Annotated in this window: 14 protein-coding genes; 9 read left to right on the forward strand and 5 right to left on the reverse strand. The window is 62.8% G+C overall.

The window, feature by feature from the left end; translation table 11 throughout:
* Nucleotides 1-80: 80 nt before the first annotated feature.
* Complete coding sequence (gene nadC / locus BM70_RS0111935) at nt 81-929, reverse strand: carboxylating nicotinate-nucleotide diphosphorylase (protein WP_025856242.1); 849 nt, start codon at nt 927-929, stop codon at nt 81-83.
* A 245-nt stretch (nt 930-1,174) separates the two neighbouring features.
* On the opposite strand from nadC, the gene BM70_RS0111940 reads away from it, so the two are divergent.
* The 5 genes from BM70_RS0111940 (at nt 1,175) to BM70_RS33605 (ending at nt 7,383) form a co-directional block, all read left to right on the forward strand.
* Complete coding sequence (locus BM70_RS0111940) at nt 1,175-3,322, forward strand: DUF1631 domain-containing protein (protein WP_025856243.1); 2,148 nt, start codon at nt 1,175-1,177, stop codon at nt 3,320-3,322.
* 61 nt (nt 3,323-3,383) lie between these two features.
* Nucleotides 3,384-3,947, forward strand: coding sequence for a 1,6-anhydro-N-acetylmuramyl-L-alanine amidase AmpD (ampD, locus tag BM70_RS0111945; protein ID WP_025856244.1), 564 nt, complete (start codon nt 3,384-3,386; stop codon nt 3,945-3,947).
* On the forward strand, nt 3,944-4,780 hold the full coding sequence (gene ampE / locus BM70_RS0111950) for a regulatory signaling modulator protein AmpE (RefSeq protein ID WP_025856245.1): 837 nt from the start codon (nt 3,944-3,946) through the stop codon (nt 4,778-4,780). The genes ampD and ampE overlap by 4 nt, the downstream gene beginning before the upstream one ends.
* A gap of 1,563 nt (nt 4,781-6,343) precedes the next feature.
* Entirely contained in the window at nt 6,344-7,048 is a 705-nt protein-coding gene (locus BM70_RS33930; protein ID WP_371262142.1) for a methyl-accepting chemotaxis protein, read from the forward strand.
* A gap of 125 nt (nt 7,049-7,173) precedes the next feature.
* Nucleotides 7,174-7,383: a hypothetical protein gene (locus tag BM70_RS33605; RefSeq protein ID WP_081782059.1), complete on the forward strand. Its 210-nt coding sequence runs from the start codon at nt 7,174-7,176 to the stop codon at nt 7,381-7,383.
* Here BM70_RS33605 and BM70_RS0111960 read toward each other — a convergent pair.
* Both BM70_RS0111960 and cra read right to left on the reverse strand, forming a co-directional pair.
* Nucleotides 7,330-8,106 (reverse strand): TatD family hydrolase, encoded by a 777-nt coding sequence (locus BM70_RS0111960; RefSeq protein WP_025856247.1) that lies wholly within the window; start codon nt 8,104-8,106, stop codon nt 7,330-7,332. The genes BM70_RS33605 and BM70_RS0111960 overlap by 54 nt on opposite strands.
* Before the next feature lie 2 nt (nt 8,107-8,108).
* Nucleotides 8,109-9,104 carry a catabolite repressor/activator gene (cra, locus tag BM70_RS0111965; protein WP_025856248.1) on the reverse strand — a complete coding sequence of 332 codons (996 nt, stop codon included), beginning with the start codon at nt 9,102-9,104 and terminating at the stop codon, nt 8,109-8,111.
* Nucleotides 9,105-9,397: 293 nt separating this feature from the next.
* Between cra and ptsP the strand changes: the two genes are divergently transcribed.
* The 4 genes from ptsP to BM70_RS0111985 all read left to right on the forward strand — a co-directional run bounded on the left by ptsP (nt 9,398) and on the right by BM70_RS0111985 (nt 16,579).
* Nucleotides 9,398-12,256 (forward strand): phosphoenolpyruvate--protein phosphotransferase, encoded by a 2,859-nt coding sequence (gene ptsP, locus BM70_RS0111970; protein WP_025856249.1) that lies wholly within the window; start codon nt 9,398-9,400, stop codon nt 12,254-12,256.
* Entirely contained in the window at nt 12,257-13,177 is a 921-nt protein-coding gene (gene pfkB / locus BM70_RS0111975) for a 1-phosphofructokinase (RefSeq protein ID WP_025856250.1), read from the forward strand. It begins immediately after the preceding gene.
* 11 nt (nt 13,178-13,188) lie between these two features.
* Nucleotides 13,189-14,895, forward strand: coding sequence for a PTS fructose-like transporter subunit IIB (locus BM70_RS0111980; protein ID WP_025856251.1), 1,707 nt, complete (start codon nt 13,189-13,191; stop codon nt 14,893-14,895).
* A 142-nt stretch (nt 14,896-15,037) separates the two neighbouring features.
* Nucleotides 15,038-16,579 carry an alkaline phosphatase gene (locus BM70_RS0111985; RefSeq protein WP_025856252.1) on the forward strand — a complete coding sequence of 514 codons (1,542 nt, stop codon included), beginning with the start codon at nt 15,038-15,040 and terminating at the stop codon, nt 16,577-16,579.
* A 108-nt stretch (nt 16,580-16,687) separates the two neighbouring features.
* Here BM70_RS0111985 and BM70_RS0111990 read toward each other — a convergent pair whose 3' ends face one another.
* Together BM70_RS0111990 and BM70_RS0111995 are read right to left on the reverse strand one after the other, a co-directional pair.
* Nucleotides 16,688-19,213: a sulfite reductase flavoprotein subunit alpha gene (locus BM70_RS0111990; protein WP_025856253.1), complete on the reverse strand. Its 2,526-nt coding sequence runs from the start codon at nt 19,211-19,213 to the stop codon at nt 16,688-16,690.
* A 136-nt stretch (nt 19,214-19,349) separates the two neighbouring features.
* On the reverse strand, nt 19,350-21,653 hold the full coding sequence (locus BM70_RS0111995) for a TonB-dependent siderophore receptor (protein ID WP_025856254.1): 2,304 nt from the start codon (nt 21,651-21,653) through the stop codon (nt 19,350-19,352).
* Nucleotides 21,654-21,859: the final 206 nt, after the last annotated feature.

Genomic DNA, 21,859 nt, shown 5'->3' on the forward strand with positions numbered 1-21,859 from the left:
AATTAGAACGCGGCGGTAGATTTTTGGGCGGCTACGCCACCCAGCGCGGGGCAAGCCCGCTCACTACTGCTTGCAACGGTTTAGATGCTCAGGCGCATCGACAGATCCACCGCCTTGACATCCTTGGTCATTGCGCCGATCGAGATGTAGTCCACCCCGGTCTCAGCAATGGGCAGCAGGGTGCTTTCATTGATCCCGCCGCTGGCCTCCAGCTTGGCCTTGCCGCCGTTCAGGCGCACGGCTTCACGCATATCGTCCAGGCTCAACTCGTCGAGCATGATGATGTCGGCGCCCGCCGCCAGCGCTTCGCGCAGTTCGTCCAGGCTTTCCACTTCGATTTCCACCGGCTTGCCGGGTGCGATCTTGTGGGCGGCCGTGATCGCCTGGGCAATGCCACCGCAGGCGGCGATATGGTTTTCCTTGATCAGGAACGCGTCATATAAACCGATACGGTGGTTGTGGCAGCCGCCGCAGGTGACCGCGTACTTCTGCGCCAGGCGCAGGCCCGGCAGGGTTTTGCGGGTGTCCAGCAGCTTGACCTGGGTGCTGGCGACAACGTCCGCCAGGAATTGGGCGCGTGTGGCGACGCCGGAGAGCAGTTGCAGGAAATTCAGTGCGCAGCGTTCGCCACTGAGCAGCGAACGTGCCGGGCCTTCGAGGTGGAACAGCACCTGGTTGGGGCTGACGCGTTCGCCGTCGGCCACCTGCCAATGCACGGCGACCCGTGGGTCCAACTGGCGAAACACCGCATCGACCCAGGCCGTGCCGGCGATCATCGCGGCGTCGCGGGTAATGATGGTGGCCGTGGCCAGCCGTTCGGCCGGGATCAACTGCGCGGTGATGTCGCCGCTGCCGATGTCTTCCAGCAGTGCGCGGCGCACGTTGGCTTCGATTTCGGCGGTGAGGTCGGCAAGACGGAGGTTCGGCATAACAGGCTCCACATACAAAGTGTCCCGATTATAGGGGCAGTGTGCGTTCGAACCCAGACTCGCTACTCATTTACCGCGCAATGGCAGAGTTTGCTGGCGCAACCCCCCTCATTTGCAAGATAATCTCGCGCCTTGCAATTGGCGTCATAGCTTTGACGTCCTGGTGATAACCGGTTATCCCTGGTTCCCGACGGGGCCCGTACCGATCTTTCCCACCCCCAATACCGCCGTTTCAGGAGGCCAGGATGCACAATGACGGAAAGGTGGTGCCAATCAACAAGGCACACGCTACGCCATCGCCGCTCGCCCGACTGCCGGTGGTGTTGCTGCAGGTCCGCGACAAGGCGGCGCAACAGTTGCAGCAAGGGCTGCAGGACCTGTTCGATAACGCCGACGACACCTTGTTCGAGATGGCCGACAAGGCGCGCAACACCCTGGATCACCATATTTTCTTTGAAGCCATGCGCGACCTGCGCCTCAAGCGCAAGAATTTCGAGCGCGTGTTCATGGAGCGCCTGTTCGAAGCCTTCGCCAGCCTGGGCCAGGCGGGGCGGGGCGAGCTGCAACTGGTGCCGGTGCTTTCCTATGACGCGGCGCCGGGTTCGTCCAAGGACAACCTGGAGAAAACCGTGGCACTTGAAGGCATGCTGGGTCGGGTGCGGCATCGCGATGGCCTGGCGCTGGGGCAACTCACCGCGCGGTTGAGCGCGTTGCTGGGCAACCGCCTGGATGATCGTGAGAACCCCCTGGGCCCGGCACTGCTGTGTGACTGTTTCCTGCGGGCGGGGCGCAGCCTGGGTGTGGAGATCCGCGTCAAACTGATCATGCTCAAGCTCTTTGAAAAGTACGTGCTCAGTGACGCCGACCAGTTGTACGGCGAAGCCAACCAGTTGCTGATCGCGACGGGCGTGTTACCTGGGCTCAAGGCCGTACCGTCCCGCCGCCTCGAGGGGCGTGCGGACCGAGAACATCGCCGTGAAGACGCCTTGCCGGCCGCCGACCTGCCCGTCGACGAGAATGGCCAGGAAGCCTTCGCCGCCCTCCAGCCGTTGCTCACGGCGGTACGCGGTAGCGTGGCGCCGACACTGGAAGCCAGCGCCGAACCGCTGCCTATTGCCACCCGTGACCTGTTGCGCCTGCTCTCCCACTTGCAGCAGTACGTGCCGGAGCCGGAGGTCGAAGATGATTTCGACCTGCGTAGCCAGCTTGAACAGTTGCTCACCCGTGTCAGCGTCAAGAGCGGCAAATCGCGGGTGGTGGAGGAGGCGGACGAAGACGTGATCAACCTGATCGCGCTGCTGTTCGAATTCATCCTCAACGATCGCACCGTACCCGATGCCTTCAAGGCTTTGATCGGGCGCCTGCAGATCCCGATGCTTAAAGTGGCGGTACTGGACAAGAGTCTTTTCAGTCGCCCCAGCCACCCGGCGCGGCGCCTGCTCAATGAAATCGCGGCCGCCGCCATGGGCTGCAGCCCGCGCGATGATTATCAGCGTGACCCTGTCTACCTGCGTATCGAGCAAGTCGTGCAGCGCTTGCTCAATGAATATGTCGAAGACCCGGCGATTTTTTCCCAATTGCTCGCAGAGTTCGGCGCGTTTACCGCTGATGAGCGTCGGCGCAGCGACTTGCTGGAACAGCACACCCGCGATGCCGAAGCCGGGCACGTGCGCACCGAAGCCGCCCGCCAGCGCGTGGCTGAAGTGCTCAATCGGCGGTTGTTGGGCAAGGTCCTGCCGCGTCCGGTCGTGCAGTTCCTGCAGCAGGCCTGGAGTCAGGTGCTGTTGCTGGCCAGCCTCAAGCACGGCGAGCAGTCGGTGCAGTGGCAAGCGGGGCTGCGCACCATGGACGAACTGATCTGGAGCGTCAGCCTGCAGCAGGACACCGAAGCCGGGCGTCATTTGCTGGAGCAACTGCCGGGCCTGCTCAAGGCTTTGCGCGATGGCCTGACCAGCGCCGCGTTCGACCCCTTCAGTACGCGTGAATTCTTTGTGCGCCTGCAGGCCCTGCATGTCCAGGCGCCCGAGGGCGTCGATGAGCTGATCGAAGTGCGCGAGCCGTTTGTGCTGAGCGCGCTGCCCGACCCGGTCAGCGACCTGCCGGACAATGACCCCGACTTGCTCAAGGCTCACCAGCTCAAGGTGGGTGGCTGGGTGGTGTTCGAGGAAGACGACACCAGTACGCTGCGCTGCAGGTTGACCGCAATCATGGCGCCGGCCAACACCTATGTGTTCACCCGTCGCACGGGGCTCAAGGTGCTGGAGAAAAGCGCCGGCCAATTGGCCGTGGCGTTCAAGCGTGGCGCACTGCACACCCTGGATGACGGGCCGCTGTTCGAGCGTGCGTTGGCCGCTGTGGTGGTCAAGCTGCGTCAACTCAATCGCGGCAAGTGATCGCAACCAGAGGGTCGAACGCGGCATACTGGTCACACTTTGTCTCGTTCAAGGAACCTGTATGCAGTTGGACCCCACCAGCGGTTGGTGCCAGGGCATCCGTCATTGCCCGTCGCCCAACTTCAACGAGCGCCCCGCCGGCGAAATCTCACTGTTGGTGGTGCACAACATCAGCCTGCCACCGGCGCAGTTCGCCACTGGCAAAGTGCAGGAGTTTTTCCAGAACCGCCTGGATGTCACGGAACATCCCTACTTTGAAGGGATTGCCGACCTACGGGTGTCTGCGCATTTTCTGATTGAGCGTGATGGCGCGGTGACGCAGTTTGTGTCTTGTCTCGACCGGGCCTGGCATGCCGGGGTCTCGACGTTCGAGGGGCGGGAAACCTGCAATGACTTTTCCCTGGGGGTGGAGCTGGAGGGCACGGATGATCAACCGTTCACCGATGCCCAATACGCGTCGTTGATCGACCTGACCCGCCAGTTGCTGGCGGCCTACCCTGGCATCACGTCCCAGCGCATTTGTGGACACAGCGATATTGCTCCGGGACGCAAGACCGACCCCGGCCCCGCTTTTGATTGGACGCGCTTTCGCAGCGCCCTGCAGGATGGAGGACACGCACGATGAGTTTCCTGGTGTTGGTGCTGGCGGTATGGATCGAGAAATTCTCGGCCCTGCGCCAGCGGTTGCAGCGTGATGGCGGTTGGTTGCGTGAACTGGCCAAGCTGGAATCAAGCCCGCGCATGGGCAAGCAGCCCTGGCTGATTCTGGCGTTGCTGGTGTTGTTGCCGGTGGCCTTGCTGGCATTGTTGCTGCTGGTGCTGGAACCGGTGGCCTACGGACTGCTGGCGCTGCCGGTGCACCTGCTGGTGGTGATCTACAGCCTGGGCCGCGGTGATCTGCTCGCCGGGCTTGGTCCGTTTCGCGATGCCTGGCGACGTGGCGACCTGCAGGCCGCCGAGCATGTGGCCGAGCGCGACCTGAACCTGAGCGCCGACAGCGGCGAGCAATTGCTCGAAGGCGTACAGGGCCATTTGTTGTGGCAGGCCTATCAGAGCTTTTTCGCGGTGATTTTCTGGTACTTCCTGCTGGGCCCGGTTGCCGCGCTGGCCTATCGCTTGCTCGCACTGGCCAGTGAACACAGCAAGAACCCTCTGGTGGCCGAACGTGCCGGGCAACTGCGCCATGCCTTTGACTGGTTGCCGGTTCGCCTGCTGGCAGCCAGTTTTGCCCTGGTGGGCAACTTCGTCGCGGTTGGCCGAGTAATGCTCCACGAACTGCTGAGCTGGGACATCAGCGCCGCCCAACTGGTGGAAAAAGTCGGCCTGGTCGCCGCCGAAATCCCGCCACCGGCAGTAGGCCCCGATGGCATCAACAGCCTGGACCGCATTTGGGAACTGCTGCTGCGCGCGGCGGTGCTCTGGTATGCCGGGTTTGCGATCTGGACCGTGTTGCCCTGACTGCGAACAAGGTCAAAAAATGTGGGAGCGGGCTTGCTCGCGAATGCGGTATATCAGTCGATGAGTCTTTGTCTGACACACTGCATTCGCGAGCAAGCCCGCTCCCATATTTGTTTTTGCCGCGTCCTTTCTGTCGTTAACCTTAAGTTACAAAACTTCCTTTCAAATTGAGCTATACAGATGCTGGCTAACTGCCGCCCTGCGCCTCAATAAAAATAAAAGAAAGGGAGTTCACCTGTGAAGAGCTTGCTCTATCCCGCCGTCGCCCTGATGAACCGCCTGAGCTTCGGCATGAAGTTCAGCTTGATCAGCGTGTTATTCCTGCTGCCCATGCTGGCGACCAACTATTACCTGGTGCATGACTCGTGGCGTGAATTCCAGGGCACACGTGTGGAACTGCAAAGCCTCGACTTGCTCGGCAGCAGCCTGGCCCTGCGCCGCGACCTGGAAACCCTCAACAACCAGGTGCAGATCAACGCGACCCTTGGCCAGTCCGGCAAGGCCGGCGACCTCGAGAGCAAGATCAGCGCCTTGGAACAAAGTGTGCTGAACCGCCTGCAGGGCCTCAGCGCGATGGCCACCGAGCCCGAGCAAATTGCCGCCTTTGACGGCAAGCGCGATGAGTTGATTGCAGCCTTCAAGGCCCAGCAACAGGAAACCTCGTTGCAGAGCAAAAGTGCACTGATCGGCAAGCTGCTCAACAAGGCGCAGATGCTCAGCCAGATCATTGCCAGCCAATCCGGCTTGAGCCGCGACCCCCAGAGCGACCTGCGCCAGCTCAGCGAACTGATCACCAGCGTGACACCGCAAATCACCCAGACCCTTGGCGAAGGGCGGGCCATGGGCGCGTATTCCCTGGGCCAGGGTTTTCTCAATTCGGCATCCAGCACGCGCTTTGACGAGTTGTTGCAGCAATTGGAAAAACTCCAGGCCGAATATGGCCTGAAGTTGCAGGATGCCCTGGGCTCCAGCAACGCGGCCCACACCGCGCTCGACAGCCTGGCCAAGGCCAGCAATGCCAGCCTCAAGCAAGGCAGCGAGTTGTTTGAAGAGCAGGTGGTGATGGCCGAAACCCTCGACGCGCCCTGGCAGGGTTTCTACGACAGCGTCAGCCAGTTGATGGCCCAGACCTACCAGCTCGATGCCGCCACGCTGACGTTCCTCGGCCAGCAGTTGGAACAACGCCTGGCGCAGAACCGCACGCACATGGTGGTGCTGGTCTCGGCCCTGTCGGCGGTGTTCTTGCTGATCTTCTACCTGTACGCAGGGTTCTACGCGTCTACGCGCACCACGTTGCGGCGCCTGGGCGCGATGATGGACAAGGTGGCCGCTGGCGACATGACGGTCACCTTTGTGGCACACAGCCGCGACGAGTTGGGTGACCTCGGCCAGGTGTTCAACGGCACCGTGGCGAAGATCCATGATTTGATCGAGCGCGTCGGGCATACCGTCAGCCAGGTTGAACTCCAGGCTGGCCAGGTGGAAACGGTGTCGGCCCGGAGCAACCTGGCCGTGTCGGGCCAGCGTACCCAGATCGAGCAGGTGGCGACGGCGATGAACCAGATGTCGTCGACTGCCCAGGAAGTGGCGCGCAGTGCGGCGGCAGCGGTCAGCAGTGCCCACAGCGTCAATGATGAGACCGTCAGTGGCCGTGGCCTTGTGCAGTCCCAACAGGGCAGCATCGCGCGGCTGGCTTCGGAGATCGATCAGTCGGTGCGGGTGATCAACCAGTTGGCCACCGACAGCCAGTCCATCAGCAGCGTGTTGGAAGTGATCAAAAGCATTGCTGAGCAAACCAACCTGCTGGCCCTCAATGCCGCCATCGAAGCCGCTCGGGCCGGTGAGCAGGGCCGTGGTTTTGCGGTGGTGGCCGACGAAGTGCGCACCCTGGCTCGACGCACCCAGCACTCCACAGAAGAAATCGAACAGATGATCAGCCGCTTGCACGGCGGCGTGGCGGCGGCCGTAAAAGCCATGGGCAGCAGCCATGAAATGGCGAATGGCACCGTGGGCCAGTCGGAAAAAGTCCAGCAGGCCCTGGAAAATATCCTCGGTGCCGTAGGAATGATCGTTGATCAGAACCAGCAGATCGCCGCCGCCGTTGAGCAGCAGACCGCTGTCGCCCACGATATCGACCAGAATATCGTTGCAATCAATCGTGCCGGCGAGCATGCCGCCGAAGGCGCGCATCAGACCGAAGCGGCGAGTCGGCAGTTGTCGATACAGGTGGTCGAGCTCAAGCAATTGATTGGTGCGTTTCGCGTGTGAGACCTGTGTGTAGGATTTGTCGTTTGCTGGCGTGGTGTCCGTCCTGATTTCACTGCGGCTCTTTTCTGGGTCCCTGAATGGGTGAAAATTGTTTCACTCGATTTCACGCTTAGGGGGGCACAGTGATGACCGTTGTAATCGGCATCAAGGGGCACTGCGCTCATTGCGACATCACGTTCAATCTCAAGCCTTGGCAACTGAATGCCATCGCCATTGAGGAACCGTTCGATTGCCCGTATTGCCAGCAAATAACCTTGGATCTGCAACGGGTCACGCCGGCGCTACCAATTGAACAGCTCGCACGCATTGCGTGTGCTCGCCTCAGCCAACAATAGCGGGCGGATGCCCATGCGCTCGGCCAGGGCGGTGCAGATCGCCGGCAGGTGCTCGGGGCTGTTGCGTTGGCCGGGGTGCATGGCGGGTGCCATATCGGGGGCGTCGGTCTCCAGCACCACCGCTTCCAGCGGCAGTTGCGCCAACACCTTGTGCATCCGCAGGGCCTGAGGCCAGGTGGCGGCACCGCCCAGACCCAGCTTGAAGCCGAGCTTGATGTACTCACGGGCTTCTTCGTGGCTCCCGGCAAACGCATGGATAACGCCGCCGCGGGGCAGGCGGATGCGCTTTAGGGTGGCAATCACGGCGGCGTGGCTGCGACGTACATGCAGCAACGCAGGTAACTGGAAGTCCACCGCCAGCTTGAGCTGTGCTTCAAACAGGCTTTGCTGGCGTTCGCGGTCCAGCTGTTCCAGGAAATAATCCAGACCGATCTCGCCCACCGCGCAGAGTTGCCGGTGGCCGTGCAGGCGGGTCAACCAATCGCCCAGTTCCGTAAGATCAGCGGGGCGATGCTCCTCGAGATACACCGGGTGCAGGCCAAAGGCCGCGAACAGATCTTCATCCGCCTGCACCAGGTCCCACAGGCGCTGCCAATTCTGCTGATACACCCCCAACACCACCATGCGTCGCACGCCCAATGTTCGGCTGCGGTCGAGGACGTCCCGGCGATCGCTGTCGAAATCCGGGAAGTCCAGATGAGTGTGGGTGTCGATCAGCTCCACGCTCAAGCCTCGTGAATACGCTGCTTGAAGGTCCGGCCGATGGCATGCACGCCAGGTTGGTACTGTTCCTCTTCGATAGCTGCCAGTGCCAGGCGCAGGGCGGTATCGGCGATCAACTGATGTTGCTGGGCCATGGCGTTGACCGGCAGCGGCAGGAAGTCCAGCAATTGGGTATCACCAAAGGTGCCCAGGCGCAGCGGGCGTGACTTGAGCGGGAAGTCATGCAGCGCGTCGAACACGCCTTGCAGCAGTACGTAGGACGTGGTCACCAGCGCGTCGGGCAAATGCCCCAGTTGATTCAGAAGTTGCTCCATCAGCTGTCGGCCGCAGTCGCGGCTGAAGGCTTCAGCATGCTCGATGATCACCTCGCCGGTGAAACCTTCGAGGGCTTCACGGAAACCCGCGGCACGTTCCTGGCTGATACTCAGCTCGGGGTGTGCGCCGATCAGTACGATCTGTTTGGGCAGCGGTTGCAGCAGGCTGCTGGTCAATTGCTGGCACGCCTGGCGGTCGTCGCTGACCACCGAACAGAACTGGTCCGGGCCCATCACCCGGTCAATGGCAATCACCGGCAGCCCCTTGGCTTGCAGCTCGCGGTAACTGTCATCGCTGGCCGGCAGGCAACTGGCGACAAACAGGGCATCACAACGTCGGGCGCGGAACAGTTGCAGCAATTGGCGCTCACTGTTGGCGTCGTCGTCGGAGCTGGCGATCAGCAGTTGATAGCCACGCGCCCGTGCGCCTTGCTCCAGGAGCTTGGCGATGCGTGCGTAACTGGGGTTTTCCAGGTCGGGCAGGATAAAGCCCAAGGTGCGCGTGTGCCGACTGCGCAGCCCGGCGGCCTGTGGGTTTGGGGTAAAGCCGTGGGCTTCGACGACAGCGCGCACCCGTTCGACGGTGGCGTTGCTGATGCGTTGCTGTTCGGCCTTGCCATTGATGACGTAGCTGGCGGTGGTCACGGACACACCGGCGAGACGTGCGATATCACTGAGTTTCAAACCGGGATTTCCTTGTTTTCTGGAGCTTGCCCCGACATTTTGTCCAATCGTAACCGATTCCAGCACCCGACCAATGTCCCAGCTCAAGTGCCGAGTGGTTCTTCAAGGATGCGCAATTAACGCGTAGTCTTCCATAAACTCTAGATTAAACGTTTCAGCCAGCGTATTTTTACGACGTTCGCGACTGAGTCGCTACTGCCAATTGACTGCTCAGTCAATAAATCATGAACACCCCTTACACTGTTTGTTTAAAACAATACCTAGTGCGCCACTGCACTAACTAGGAGAACGGCATGCTTGAGCTCACTGTAGAGCAGATTTCCATGGGCCAGGTGGCTGTGGATAAATCTGCTGCCTTGCACCTGCTCGCTGGCAAACTGGTGGCCGACGGCCTGGTCGCCGAGGGTTATCTCAGCGGTTTGCAAGCCCGTGAAGCCCAAGGCTCGACCTTTCTCGGCCAAGGTATTGCCATCCCCCACGGCACCCCCGAAACCCGCGACCAGGTGTTCTCCACCGGTGTGCGCCTGCTGCAGTTCCCCGAAGGGGTGGACTGGGGCGACGGCCAGATCGTATACCTGGCCATCGGCATTGCCGCCAAATCCGACGAACACCTGCGCCTGTTGCAACTGCTCACCCGTGCCCTTGGCGAAACCGACCTGGGCCAGGCGCTGCGCCGTGCCGGAACTGCCGAAGCCTTGCTGAAACTGTTGCAAGGCGCGCCGCAGGAACTGGCGCTGGATGCGCAGATGATCAGCCTGGGCGTGTCCGCCGACGACTTCGAGGAGCTGGTTTGGCGTGGCGCACGCCTGTTGCGTCAGGCCGACTGTGTGAGCAATGGGTTCGCCGCTGTGTTGCAGCAGGTGGATGCGCTACCGCTCGGCGACGGCCTGTGGTGGTTGCACAGCGAGCAGACCGTCAAGCGCCCGGGCCTGGCGTTTGTCACCCCGGACAAACCCATGCGCTACCTCGGGCAGCCTCTCAATGGCCTGTTCTGCCTGGCCAGTCTCGGTGAAGCCCACCAGGTCTTGCTTGAGCGCTTGTGCGCCTTGCTGATCGAAGGTCGCGGCCAAGAGCTGGGGCGCGCCACCAGCAGCCGCGCCGTCCTTGAAGCGCTCGGCGGCGAATTGCCGGCGGACTGGCCCAGCGCACGCATCGCCCTGGCCAATGCCCACGGCTTGCATGCGCGGCCGGCGAAGATCCTCGCGCAGTTGGCGAAAAGTTTTGACGGCGATATCCGCGTGCGCCTCGTCGATGGCCCGGTGGGCGCCGTGTCGGTGAAAAGCCTGAGCAAACTGCTGAGTCTCGGCGCGCGGCGCGGCCAGGTACTGGAATTTGTCGCCGAGCCGGCCATTGCCGGTGATGCACTGCCCGCGTTGCTGGCAGCGGTGGAAGAAGGCTTGGGCGAAGACGTCGAGCCACTGCCGACCCTGAGCACCCAGCCCGAAGCCCTCGATATCGAACCGGTGGTCAGCGCGCCTTTGGCCGGAAGCCAGATCCAGGCCATCGCCGCCGCACCGGGCATTGCCATCGGCCCTGCGCATATCCAGGTTCAACAGGTATTCGATTACCCGCTGCGCGGCGAATCCTCTTCCATCGAGCGCCAGCGCCTGCACGGCGCCCTGGCCGAAGTGCGCGGTGATATCCAGGGCCTGATCGAGCGCAGCCAATCCAAGGCGATCCGCGAGATTTTCATCACCCACCAGGAAATGCTCGACGACCCGGAACTCACCGACGAAGTCGACACCCGTCTCAAGCAAGGCGAAAGCGCTGAAGCCGCGTGGATGAGTGTGATCGAAGTCGCTGCCAGGCAACAGGAATCGCTGCAAGACGCCCTGCTCGCCGAGCGTGCCGCCGACCTGCGTGATATCGGCCGTCGTGTGCTGGCGCAACTGTGTGGCGTTGAAACCGCCCAGGCGCCGAACGAACCCTACATCCTGGTGATGGACGAAGTCGGCCCGTCCGATGTTGCACGGCTTGATCCGGCGCGCGTCGCCGGCATCCTTACTGCGCGTGGCGGCGCAACGGCGCACAGTGCGATCGTCGCCCGTGCCCTCGGTATTCCGGCGTTGGTCGGCGCAGGTCCAGCGGTGTTGCTGCTGGCTCCCGGTACGCCGTTGCTGCTCGATGGCCAGCGCGGACGTCTGCACGTGGACGCCGACACCGCCACCCTGCAGCGCGCCACGGTTGAGCGCGACACCCGCGAACAACGCCTGCAAGCCGCCTCGGCGCAACGCCATGAACCCGCGCAGACCCGCGACGGCCACGCCGTGGAAGTGTTCGCCAACATCGGCGAGAGCGCCGGTGTGGCCAGCGCGGTGGAGCAGGGCGCCGAAGGCATTGGCTTGCTACGCACCGAACTGATTTTCATGGCCCACCCACAGGCGCCCGACGAAGCCACCCAGGAAGCCGAATACCGTCGTGTCCTCGACGGTCTCGCGGGCCGGCCGCTGGTGGTGCGCACCCTCGATGTGGGCGGCGACAAACCGCTGCCGTATTGGCCGATTGCCCAGGAAGAAAACCCCTTCCTGGGCGTGCGCGGCATTCGTCTCACCCTGCAACGCCCGCAGATCATGGAAGCGCAATTGCGTGCGCTGCTGCGTTCTGCGGATAACCGACCGCTGCGCATCATGTTCCCCATGGTCGGCAGCGTCGATGAATGGCGCGCAGCCCGCGACATGACCGAGCGCCTGCGCCTGGAAATTCCGGTGGCGGACCTGCAACTGGGCATCATGATCGAAGTGCCGTCGGCGGCACTGCTCGCGCCGGTGCTGGCCAAGGAGGTGGACTTCTTCAGCGTCGGCACCAATGACCTGACGCAGTACACCCTGGCCATCGATCGTGGTCACCCGACGCTGTCCGCCCAGGCCGATGGCCTGCACCCGGCGGTGTTGCAACTGATCGACATCACCGTGCGCGCCGCCCATGCCCATGGCAAATGGGTCGGCGTGTGCGGCGAGTTGGCGGCGGACCCGTTGGCGGTGCCGGTGCTGATCGGGCTGGGGGTGGATGAGTTGAGTGTGTCGGCCCGCAGCATTCCTGAAGTGAAGGCGCGCGTGCGCGAATTCAGTCTGAGCGAGGCCCAGGGCCTGGCGCAAAAAGCACTGGCGCTGGGCTCGCCTGCCGAAGTGCGTGCCCTAGTGGAGGCCGTGTAGATGGCAAGGATTCTGACCCTGACGCTGAACCCGGCGTTGGATCTGACGGTACGCCTGGCGCGCCTGGAACCCGGCGAAGTGAACCGCAGCGAAACCCTGCTGACCCATGCCGCCGGCAAAGGTGTGAACGTGGCGCAGGTGTTGGCCGACCTGGGCCATGAGCTGACCGTGGGCGGCTTCCTCGGTGAAGGCAACCCGCAGGCCTTTGAAGCGCTGATTGCACAACGCGGTTTCATTGATGCGTTTGTCCGTGTGCCCGGCGAAACCCGCAGCAATATCAAGATTGCCGAGCAGGATGGCCGGGTCACTGACATCAATGCACCGGGACCGCAGGTGACCGAGCAGGCGCAGAACGCCTTGCTGGAAAAACTGGCGCAGATGGCTCCTGGCTTCGATGCGGTGGTGGTGGCCGGCAGCTTGCCGCGCGGCGTCAGCCCGCAGTGGTTTCAAGGGCTGTTGGAACAGTTGAAACGCTTGGGTTTGAAAGTCGCCCTGGACACCAGCGGTGAAGCGCTGCGCGCCGGTTTGCTGGCCGGCCCATGGCTGGTCAAACCCAATACCGAAGAGCTGGCTGAAGCCCTGGGTGAGACCTCGGATGCAATCCGCCAGTTGCATCAGCAAGGCGTGGAACATGTGGTGGTTTCTGATGGTGCCAATGGCGTGAGCTGGTACAGCCCAAATGCAGCGCTGCATGCCACGCCGCCCAGGGTCACGGTGGCCAGTACCGTCGGCGCCGGCGATTCGCTGCTGGCCGGGATGCTCCACGGTCTGCTCACGGGTGATACGCCGGAGCAAACCTTGCGCCGCGCCACGGCGATTGCCGCGCTGGCGGTGACGCAAATCGGTTTTGGCATCAGCGATGACGCGCAGTTGGCGCGCCTCGAAAGCGGCGTTCTTGTGCGCACGCTGACAGAACAATAAGAGGGTTTGTGATGAAGTTAGCCATTGTTACCGCCTGCCCGAACGGCATGGTCACCAGTGTGCTGTGCGCCCGCTTGTTGGACGCCGCCGCGCAGCGCCAGGGCTGGAGCACCAGCGCTGAAGTGGTGGATGTGCAGCGCCCGGAGCGCCAATTGTCCCAGGCGATCATCGATGACGCCGAATGGGTGTTGCTGGTCAGCAGCGCCCCGGTGGACATGCAGCGCTTTGTCGGCAAGCGTGTGTTCCAGAGCACACCGGCCCAGGCGCTGGCAGATGTCGAAGCGGTACTGCGCCGGGGGGCTGAGGAGGCGCAGGTGTATGTCGCTGCCCAAGCGCCAGCCAAGCAAGCGCCGCGTATTGTCGCGATCACCGCCTGCCCGACTGGCGTCGCCCATACCTTTATGGCGGCCGAGGCCTTGCAGCAGACCGCCAAGCGCCTGGGCTACGACTTGCAGGTCGAGACCCAAGGCTCGGTCGGTGCCCGTACACCCTTGAGCCCGCAGGCCATCGCCGAGGCCGACGTGGTGTTGCTGGCCGCCGATATTGAAGTCGCCACCGAGCGCTTCGCCGGCAAGAAGATCTACCGTTGCGGCACCGGCATTGCCCTCAAGCAGTCCGAAGCCATCCTCAACAAGGCTCTCGCTGAAGGTGCGGTGGAAAGCGCGGCCAGCGGTACGGTGGCCAAGAAGGAAAAAACCGGCGTCTACAAACACCTACTCACCGGGGTGTCGTTCATGTTGCCGATGGTGGTGGCGGGCGGGTTGCTGATCGCCTTGTCGTTTGTGTTCGGCATTCACGCATTCGAGCAGGAAGGCACCCTGGCGGCAGCGTTGAAAACCGTGGGTGATCGCGCCTTCATGCTGATGGTGCCGTTGCTGGCGGGCTACATCGCCTACTCGATTGCCGACCGTCCTGGCATTGCGCCCGGCATGATTGGTGGATTGTTAGCCGGTACATTGGGGGCGGGATTTATCGGCGGGATCTTCGCCGGTTTTCTCGCCGGCTACTGCGTCAAGCTGATCACCCGTGCGGTGAAGTTGCCGCAGAGCCTGGAGGCGCTCAAGCCGATCCTGATCATCCCGTTGCTGGCGAGCCTGTTCACCGGCCTGGCGATGATCTACCTGGTCGGCCCGCCGGTGGCGCGCCTGCTCACCGCGCTTACCGACTTCCTGAGTACCATGGGCACCACTAATGCGGTGCTGCTGGGCATCCTGTTGGGCGGCATGATGTGTGTCGACCTGGGCGGGCCGATCAACAAGGCGGCGTATGCGTTTTCCGTCGGCTTGCTGGCGGCGTCCAGCGGCGCGCCGATGGCGGCGACCATGGCGGCGGGTATGGTGCCGCCGATTGGCATGGGCATCGCCACGTTGCTGGCACGCCGCAAATTCGCCCAGACCGAGCGCGAGGCCGGCAAGGCCGCGATGATCCTCGGCATGTGCTTTATCTCCGAGGGCGCGATTCCATTTGCCGCCAAGGACCCGTTGCGCGTGATCCCGGCCAGCATTGCCGGCGGCGCCTTGACCGGTGCACTGTCGATGTACTTCGGCTGCAAACTGGCCGCGCCCCACGGCGGCCTGTTCGTGCTGGTGATTCCGAATGCGATGAACCACGCGTTGCTGTATTTGCTGGCAATCGTTGCCGGTAGCCTGCTGACGGGGTTGGTGTACGCGTTGATCAAGCGCCCGGAAGCGGTAGAGCTGGCCGTCGCCCCTGCCTGACCCCGTAGGAGCCGGCTTGCCGGCGATGAGGCCCTTGAATCCTGCATGAATTGCAAGGTCGCCATCGCCGGCAAGAGGGTGTCATCTGGCTTTCATCCCGACGTGGTTAAGTTTCCCTTTTGATACTCAAGAGGGCACCTGCATGAGTCACTTCGACCTCGGCCGCCGCCGCGTGATGCAAGCCGTCGGCGCCGGCCTGTTGTTGCCGGGCCTGGCCCCGGCGGTGATCGCGTCGGTCAAGGACCGGCCGCAACTCACCGACGGCGTGCAGTCCGGCGACCTGCTCGGCGATCGCGCCATGATCTGGAGCCGCAGCGACCGGCCGGCGCGCATGGTGGTCGAGTGGGACACCCGCAGCGTTTTCAGCAACCCGCGCAAATTCATCTCGCCCCTGGCCGACAATCGCACCGACTTCACCGCCCGCGTCGAACTCACCGGGCTGCCCGTCGACCAGGCGATCTTCTACCGCGTGCACTTCGAGGATGCCCAGACCGGCATCGCCAGCGAGCCGTGGTTCGGCCATCTGCGCAGCGTGCCGCAACAGCGCCGCGATATCCGTTTTGTGTGGAGCGGCGACACGGTTGGCCAAGGCTTCGGCATCAATCCGGACATTGGCGGCATGCGCATCTACGAAGCCATGCGCCTGCGCCTGCCGGACTTCTTTATCCACAGCGGCGACACCATCTACGCCGACGGCCCTGTGCCCGCGCAGCTCACCGTCGAAGACGGGCGCATCTGGCGCAATCTCACCACTGAGGCCAAGAGCAAAGTCGCCGAAACCCTCGATGAGTATCGCGGCAATTACCGCTACAACCTGATGGACGAAAACGTACGCCGCTTCAACGCCGAGGTGCCGCAGATCTGGCAGTGGGACGACCATGAAGTGGTGAACAACTGGTCGCCGAGCAAGCAACTGGATGAGCGTTACCAGACCAAGGACATCAACACCTTGGTGGGCCGTGCGCGCCAGGCCTGGCTGGAGTATTCGCCCATGCGCCGGCAAAGCGCCGATGGCGGCGGGCGGATCTATCGCAAGCTCAGTTATGGTCCGCTGCTGGATGTGTTCGTGTTGGATATGCGCAGCTATCGCGGGCCCAACGATGCCAATCTGGGCGGTGAAAAGCCCTTCCTCGGCCGCGAACAATTGGACTGGCTCAAGCGTGAACTCAAGGCATCCCAGGCGCAGTGGAAGGTGATCGCCGCCGACATGCCCATCGGCCTCGGCGTGCCCGACGGTGAGGTCAGCCCCGGCGTGGCGCGTTGGGAAGCCATCGCCAACAACGACCCGGGGGCGCCGCAAGGTCGCGAGCTGGAAATTGCCGAGTTGCTGGGCTTTTTAAGGGCGCAACAGGTGCGTAACCATGTGTGGCTGACGGCCGATGTGCATTACTGCGCAGCGCACCACTACCACCCGGATCGCGCGGCGTTCCAGGATTTCGAACCGTTCTGGGAATTTGTCGCCGGGCCGTTGAATGCGGGGAGTTTCGGGCCCAACCCGCTGGATAAAACCTTCGGCCCCGAGGTGGTCTTCGAGAAAGCGCCGCCGGCGCAGAACACGTCACCGTTCGCCGGGTTTCAGTTTTTTGGCGAGGTGCAGATCGATGGGCAGACCGCGGAGTTGACGGTCATCCTGCGCGACCTGGATGGCGTCTCGGTGTTCGAACAAAAGCTGCAACCCGCCTAAACCCCGCCCCCTGTGGGAGCCAGCTTGCCGGCGATGAGGCCCTTGAGTCCTGCATACATCTCAAGGGCGCCATCGCCGGCAAGCCGGCTCCTACAGTAAAGGGGGAGGTCAGTAGACGTCGCGGCGGTAGCGGCCTTGCTCGATCAGCCGCTCCACGGCTTCATCACCGAGTATGTCCACCAGCGCCTGATCCACGCCGGCCGCCATGCCTTGCAGGCTCCCGCACACATAAATCGACGCGCCTTCCGCCAGCCATCTGCGCAGGACCTCGGCCGATTCACGCAGCCGATCCTGCACGTAGATTTTCTCTTCCTGATCGCGGGAAAACGCCAGGTCCAGCAACGCCAGGTCACCACTGGCCAGCCAGCCTTGCAACTCGTCCTGGCACAGGAAGTCATGCTTGATATTGCGTTCGCCGAACAGCAACCAGTTGCGCTGCTGGCCATCGGCAATACGCGCCTTGAGCAAACTGCGCAGGCCCGCCAGGCCGGTGCCGTTGCCCACCAGGATCAGCGGCACCGGCGCATCCGGCAGGTGGAAGCCACTGTTGCGGCGCAGGCGCAGGCTGATGCTTGAGCCGATGGCGGCGTGCTCGGTGAGCCAGCCACTCGCCAGTCCCAGGCTGCCGTCAGGGTGGCGCTCCTGGCGCACGATCAATTCCAGCACGCCATCGCTGGCAATCGATGCAATCGAGTATTCGCGCATGCCCAGGGGCACCAGCGCGTTGACCAGCGCCTGAGCGTGCAGGCCCACCAGGTGAGTGCGGTTGTCTGGCAGTTGGCGGGTGGACAGGGCTTGGTTGAGCGGTTGTGCCAAGCCCTCGATCAATACGCCATCGCTGCCCGCCAGGCCCAGGCCTTCGAGGAAGTGTTCGATGGCCCAGGGGCAATTGCGTGGCAGCACTTCCACCAGGTCGCCGGCTTGCCAGCTGTGGGGCGAAGGCGAGGTGAGGCCCAGCAAATACACATCCGAGCCGCTGCTATCACGGTTGAGCAGGGTGCGTTGGCTGAGCGTCCAGTTTTCATATTGGGCGGTCGGCCAGGCGGAGACCGAAGCTTGGCCGGTGAGTTGGCCAAGCTGTTGTTGCCAGTGCAGCAGGGCGGTGGTGTCGCCGCTGTCGACTTCCACCGGGGCGAACAATGGGTTGCCACCCTGGTTGGTCAGCCAGAAGTGCAGACGCCGCGCAAAGCCGCAGAAGTGTTCGTACTGACGATCACCCAGGGCCAGCACCGAATAGTTGAGGCCCTTGAGGGACAGGTCCTGGCCGAGCACGCTGCGCTCGAAACTTCGGGCGCTGTCGGGGGCTTCGCCGTCGCCGAAGGTACTGACCACGAACAGTGCATTCTCCGACTGGCGCAGGTCATCCTGGCTGACGCTGCCCAAGGGCTGCACCTTCACCGGCAGGCCGGCCGCCTGCAATTGGCCAGCCGTTTGCCAGGCAAGCTGTTCGGCAAAACCGCTCTGGCTGGCAAAGCCGATCAGCCACGCCGGTGCGTCACTGTGGTTGGCCGTGAGGCCTTTTCGCGCATCACGCACCTGGCGCTTTTTACGCCGACGGTCCAGGTACAGCAGCCAGCCGGTGATGAAGAACAACGGCATCAGCACCGAACTGATGGTGAGGACAATTCGCCCCACCAGGCCGAAGTAGCTGCCGGTGTGCAGCGCGTAGACGCTGGTCAGCAGCTTGGCGCCGAGGCTCTTGGTGGCGTACCGGTCGTGGGATTTGACCTCGCCGGTGGCCGGGTCCAGGTTGATCTGGTTCAGTGCGCGGTCATGGGGCGAGTTTTCCAGCAGGTAGTAGACGGTGGCCGGTTGCCCGGCGACGGCCGGCATGCGGATGTTGTAGGCACTCAAGCCGGGGCCGGCGTTGCTGTAGATGCTGCTCCAGATCGCATCGTAGTTGGCCACGGGCGCCGCGCCTTCGGGTGCCGGGCCGCGCTTGCGCACCCGCTCGTTTTGCGGCGCGTCGGACAGCAGTTTGGTCAGGCCTTGGCTGTACCAGTCGTAGGACCAATACAAACCGGTCAGCGCTGACAGCAGGTAGGCCAGCAGGCACCAGGTGCCGAATACCGAGTGCAGGTCCCAGTTGAAGGCTCGGCCCTTTTTGCCCCAGTCCAGCGTCAGCCAGGCGCGCCAGCTCGCCACTTGGCGCGGCCAGCGCAGGTACAGGCCGGAGAGGCAGAAGAACACCAGGATCAGCGTGCACGCACCGGTGATATTGCGCCCGGTATCGCCCATCACCAGGAATCGGTGGAATTGCAGCAGGAAGCCGAAGACGTCCTGGCCGACCACATCGCCCATGTAGTCGCCGGTGTAGGGATCGAAGTAGCGCAGCTGGCCACGGCGCTCGCCGGGCGGCGGGGTGAAGAACACACGGGCGGCGTTGCCGCTTTCGCTCTCGACGAACAGCATGGCCACGGTCTGGCCCTCGGTGGCCTCCAGCTTGCGCACCAGCTCGGCGGGCGGCAGTACGCCGGCGTCGCGTTTTTCCACAGTCAGCACGCTCGGGTTGAGCGCCCGCAGAATTTCATCCTGAAACGAGACCGAAGCCCCGGTGATCCCCATCAAGGCCAGCACCAGCCCGGCGGTAATGCCGAAGAACCAGTGCAACTGGAACAGGGTTTTCTTCAACACGTCTGACCGCCTCGTCTATCTGAATATGTAGGGCACGGCGCGCATTATGCCGTGGCTTGTCGAGAAACATTCTGTTTTACACGCAAAAGCCCCACGCATCCGATGCGTGGGGCTTTTTGCTGCTTGGCGCCGCTGGTTAGAAGTGGAAGCTGGTGGACAAGAGTGCCGTACGACCGGCCGCCTGGTTGGCAAAGTGCGAGGCGTAGGCCTTGTCGTAGTAGGTCTTGTCGGTCAGGTTCTGCACGTTCAGTTGCAGGTCGACGTTCTTGGTCAGCTTGTAGCTGGCCATAGCGTCGTAGCGGGTATAGGACGGCACATACACGGTGTTGGCCGCATCGCCGTAAACCTGGTCGACATAGAAGGCGCCACCGCCGATGGTCAGCTTCGGTGTCACGTCATACGTGGTCCACAGGCTGAACGAGTTTTCTGGCGTGTTGGGCATCTGGTTGCCTTTGTTGGAGCCGGCCTGCACGACGCCCTGGCGGTTGCCGTTCTTGCCGGGGTCAACCAGTTCGGCTTTCAGGTAGCTGTAGCCGGCGAACACTTGCCATTGGTCGGTGATCTTGCCGCTTGCCGACAGTTCCAGGCCGTCTACGCGGGATTCGCCTGCGGTTTCGTAGGTGTTGGAATCCACCAGGATGCGGGTGTTTTTCTTCTCGGTACGAAACACCGCCGCGGACAGGGACAGGCGGTTGTGGAACAAATCCCACTTGGTGCCCAGCTCGTAGTTGACGGTCTCTTCCGGTTTGAGGTCGCTGGTGTTGATGCCGGTGGGGATCGCGTTGTTGTCCACGCCTTCACCCACCAGGCCGCCGGCCGGCGAGGCCGAGGTGGCGTAGGAGGTGTAGATGCTGCCGTTGTCCAGCGGCTTCCAGACCAGGCCGGCCTGCCAGTTGAAGAACTGGCTGTCGTCCTTGACCTTGCTGCGTGCCTTGACGGTGGAGGTCGGCACTGCGTTGGTATTGGCTTCGGTGTCGAAGGTGTCGTAGCGCAGGCCGACGTTCAGCAGCCATTTCGGGTCGAGTTCGATGGTGTCGAACACATAGGCGGCGCGGCTGGTGGCCTTGGTGTTGGTGCCGTTGTAATTGCGCGCGACGCTGCCGCTCCAGGCGTCATCCGGGTTCGGGTTGCCCAGCGAGGTGCACTGGCCACCCAGGCTGCCGGCGGCGACGGTGCAGGTCGGGTTGGTGTTCGGTGTGACGGTGTAGCCACTGACGCGGGTTTCTTCGCCAGTGAATTCAAGGCCGGTGGAATAGCTGTGCTTGAAACCCAGGGCCTGGAAGTTGCCGAACAGATCCGTCTGGTTGGTCGTGGTGGTGGTCGTGGAGACGCGAGTGTTCGCGCGACGCCACACCGTGCCGAAACGGCTGACGTTACGCTGGCTGTCATCCGGTTGAGTCAGCACATAGTCCTGGCCGGTGCTGCCGTGGCGCAAGGTGTTTTTCAGCGTCATGTTGTCGTTCAGGTCATGTTCGAAGGAGAACGTGCTGATATCGGCGCGGGTCTTGCGGAAATCGCGGTTCTTGAGGCCGTAGAAGTTGTTGCTGTCGCCACCGTCGGTGGGTTTGTCGTGCCCGTGGGTAGTGGCGGTCGACGAGCCATAGCCGTACGGAATCCCCGAATCCGGCAGGTCATTGCTTTCCATGTGGTAGTAGCTGAGGTTGACGCGGGTCGGGGTGCCCAGGCCAAAGGTCAGCGACGGTGCCACGCCCCAGCGGTCGTAATTGATCGCGTCGCGGCCGGCCACGTTCTGTTCGTGGCTCATCAGGTTCAGACGGAACGCCGCGCTGTCGTCGAGGAACTGACGGTTCACGTCGAGTACGTAGCGGCGGGTCTGATCGGAACCGTAGGTGAAGCCGCCATTGGTGAAGTCCCGCGCTTGCGGGGTCTTGCTCACCAGGTTGAGGCTGCCGCCGGCCGAGCCGCGCCCGCCGAACGAGGAGTTCGGGCCCTTGCTGACTTCGATCGACTCGATGTCGAAGATCTCGCGGCTCTGGCCGCCGGTGTCGCGCACGCCGTCCAGATAGGTGTCGCCCTGGGCGTCAAAACCACGGATGAACGGGCGATCGCCCTGGGGGTTGCCGCCTTCACCGGCGCCGAAGGTAATGCCCGGTACGGTGCGCAATGCATCCTGCAGCGAGGTGGCAGCCGTGTCCTTGAGCACTTGCTGCGGCACCACGGTGACGGAGCGCGGCGTGTCGACCAGCGGCGCGGTGTATTTCTGCGACGAGGCTTTTTCGACCTGGTACGAGGTGTTGTCCTGCTCTTCCCCGGTGATGCTGGTGGCGCCCAGGGAAATGCTGTTGCGCTGGCCTTTTTGTTCAGTGTCTTCGGCCGCTTGCGCCAGGTGGGCGACAGAGCTGGCGCTGAGGGCAACGCCGATGGCCGAAGCCAGCATGCGTGGTGAACTGGCAGGTATTTTTGTAGTGGTGCGCGACATGACGTGTCCTTTCCCCAAGGATGTGAGGCCGCGGAATATAGGGTGAACAAGACTTTCTATCAATTGCGATACATTGTTAATTGCATTGAATTTACATTCTTTACACTTTTTGCTTACGGTTTTTACGAACTCATTCGTCCGCTGCGTTTTACAGGGCGGATAAGAATCAATACCATTGGCGCCTCTCTGATTCCAGGTGTTGTCCC

The organism is Pseudomonas sp. CHM02, from assembly GCF_000612585.1.
GTDB lineage: Bacteria > Pseudomonadota > Gammaproteobacteria > Pseudomonadales > Pseudomonadaceae > Aquipseudomonas.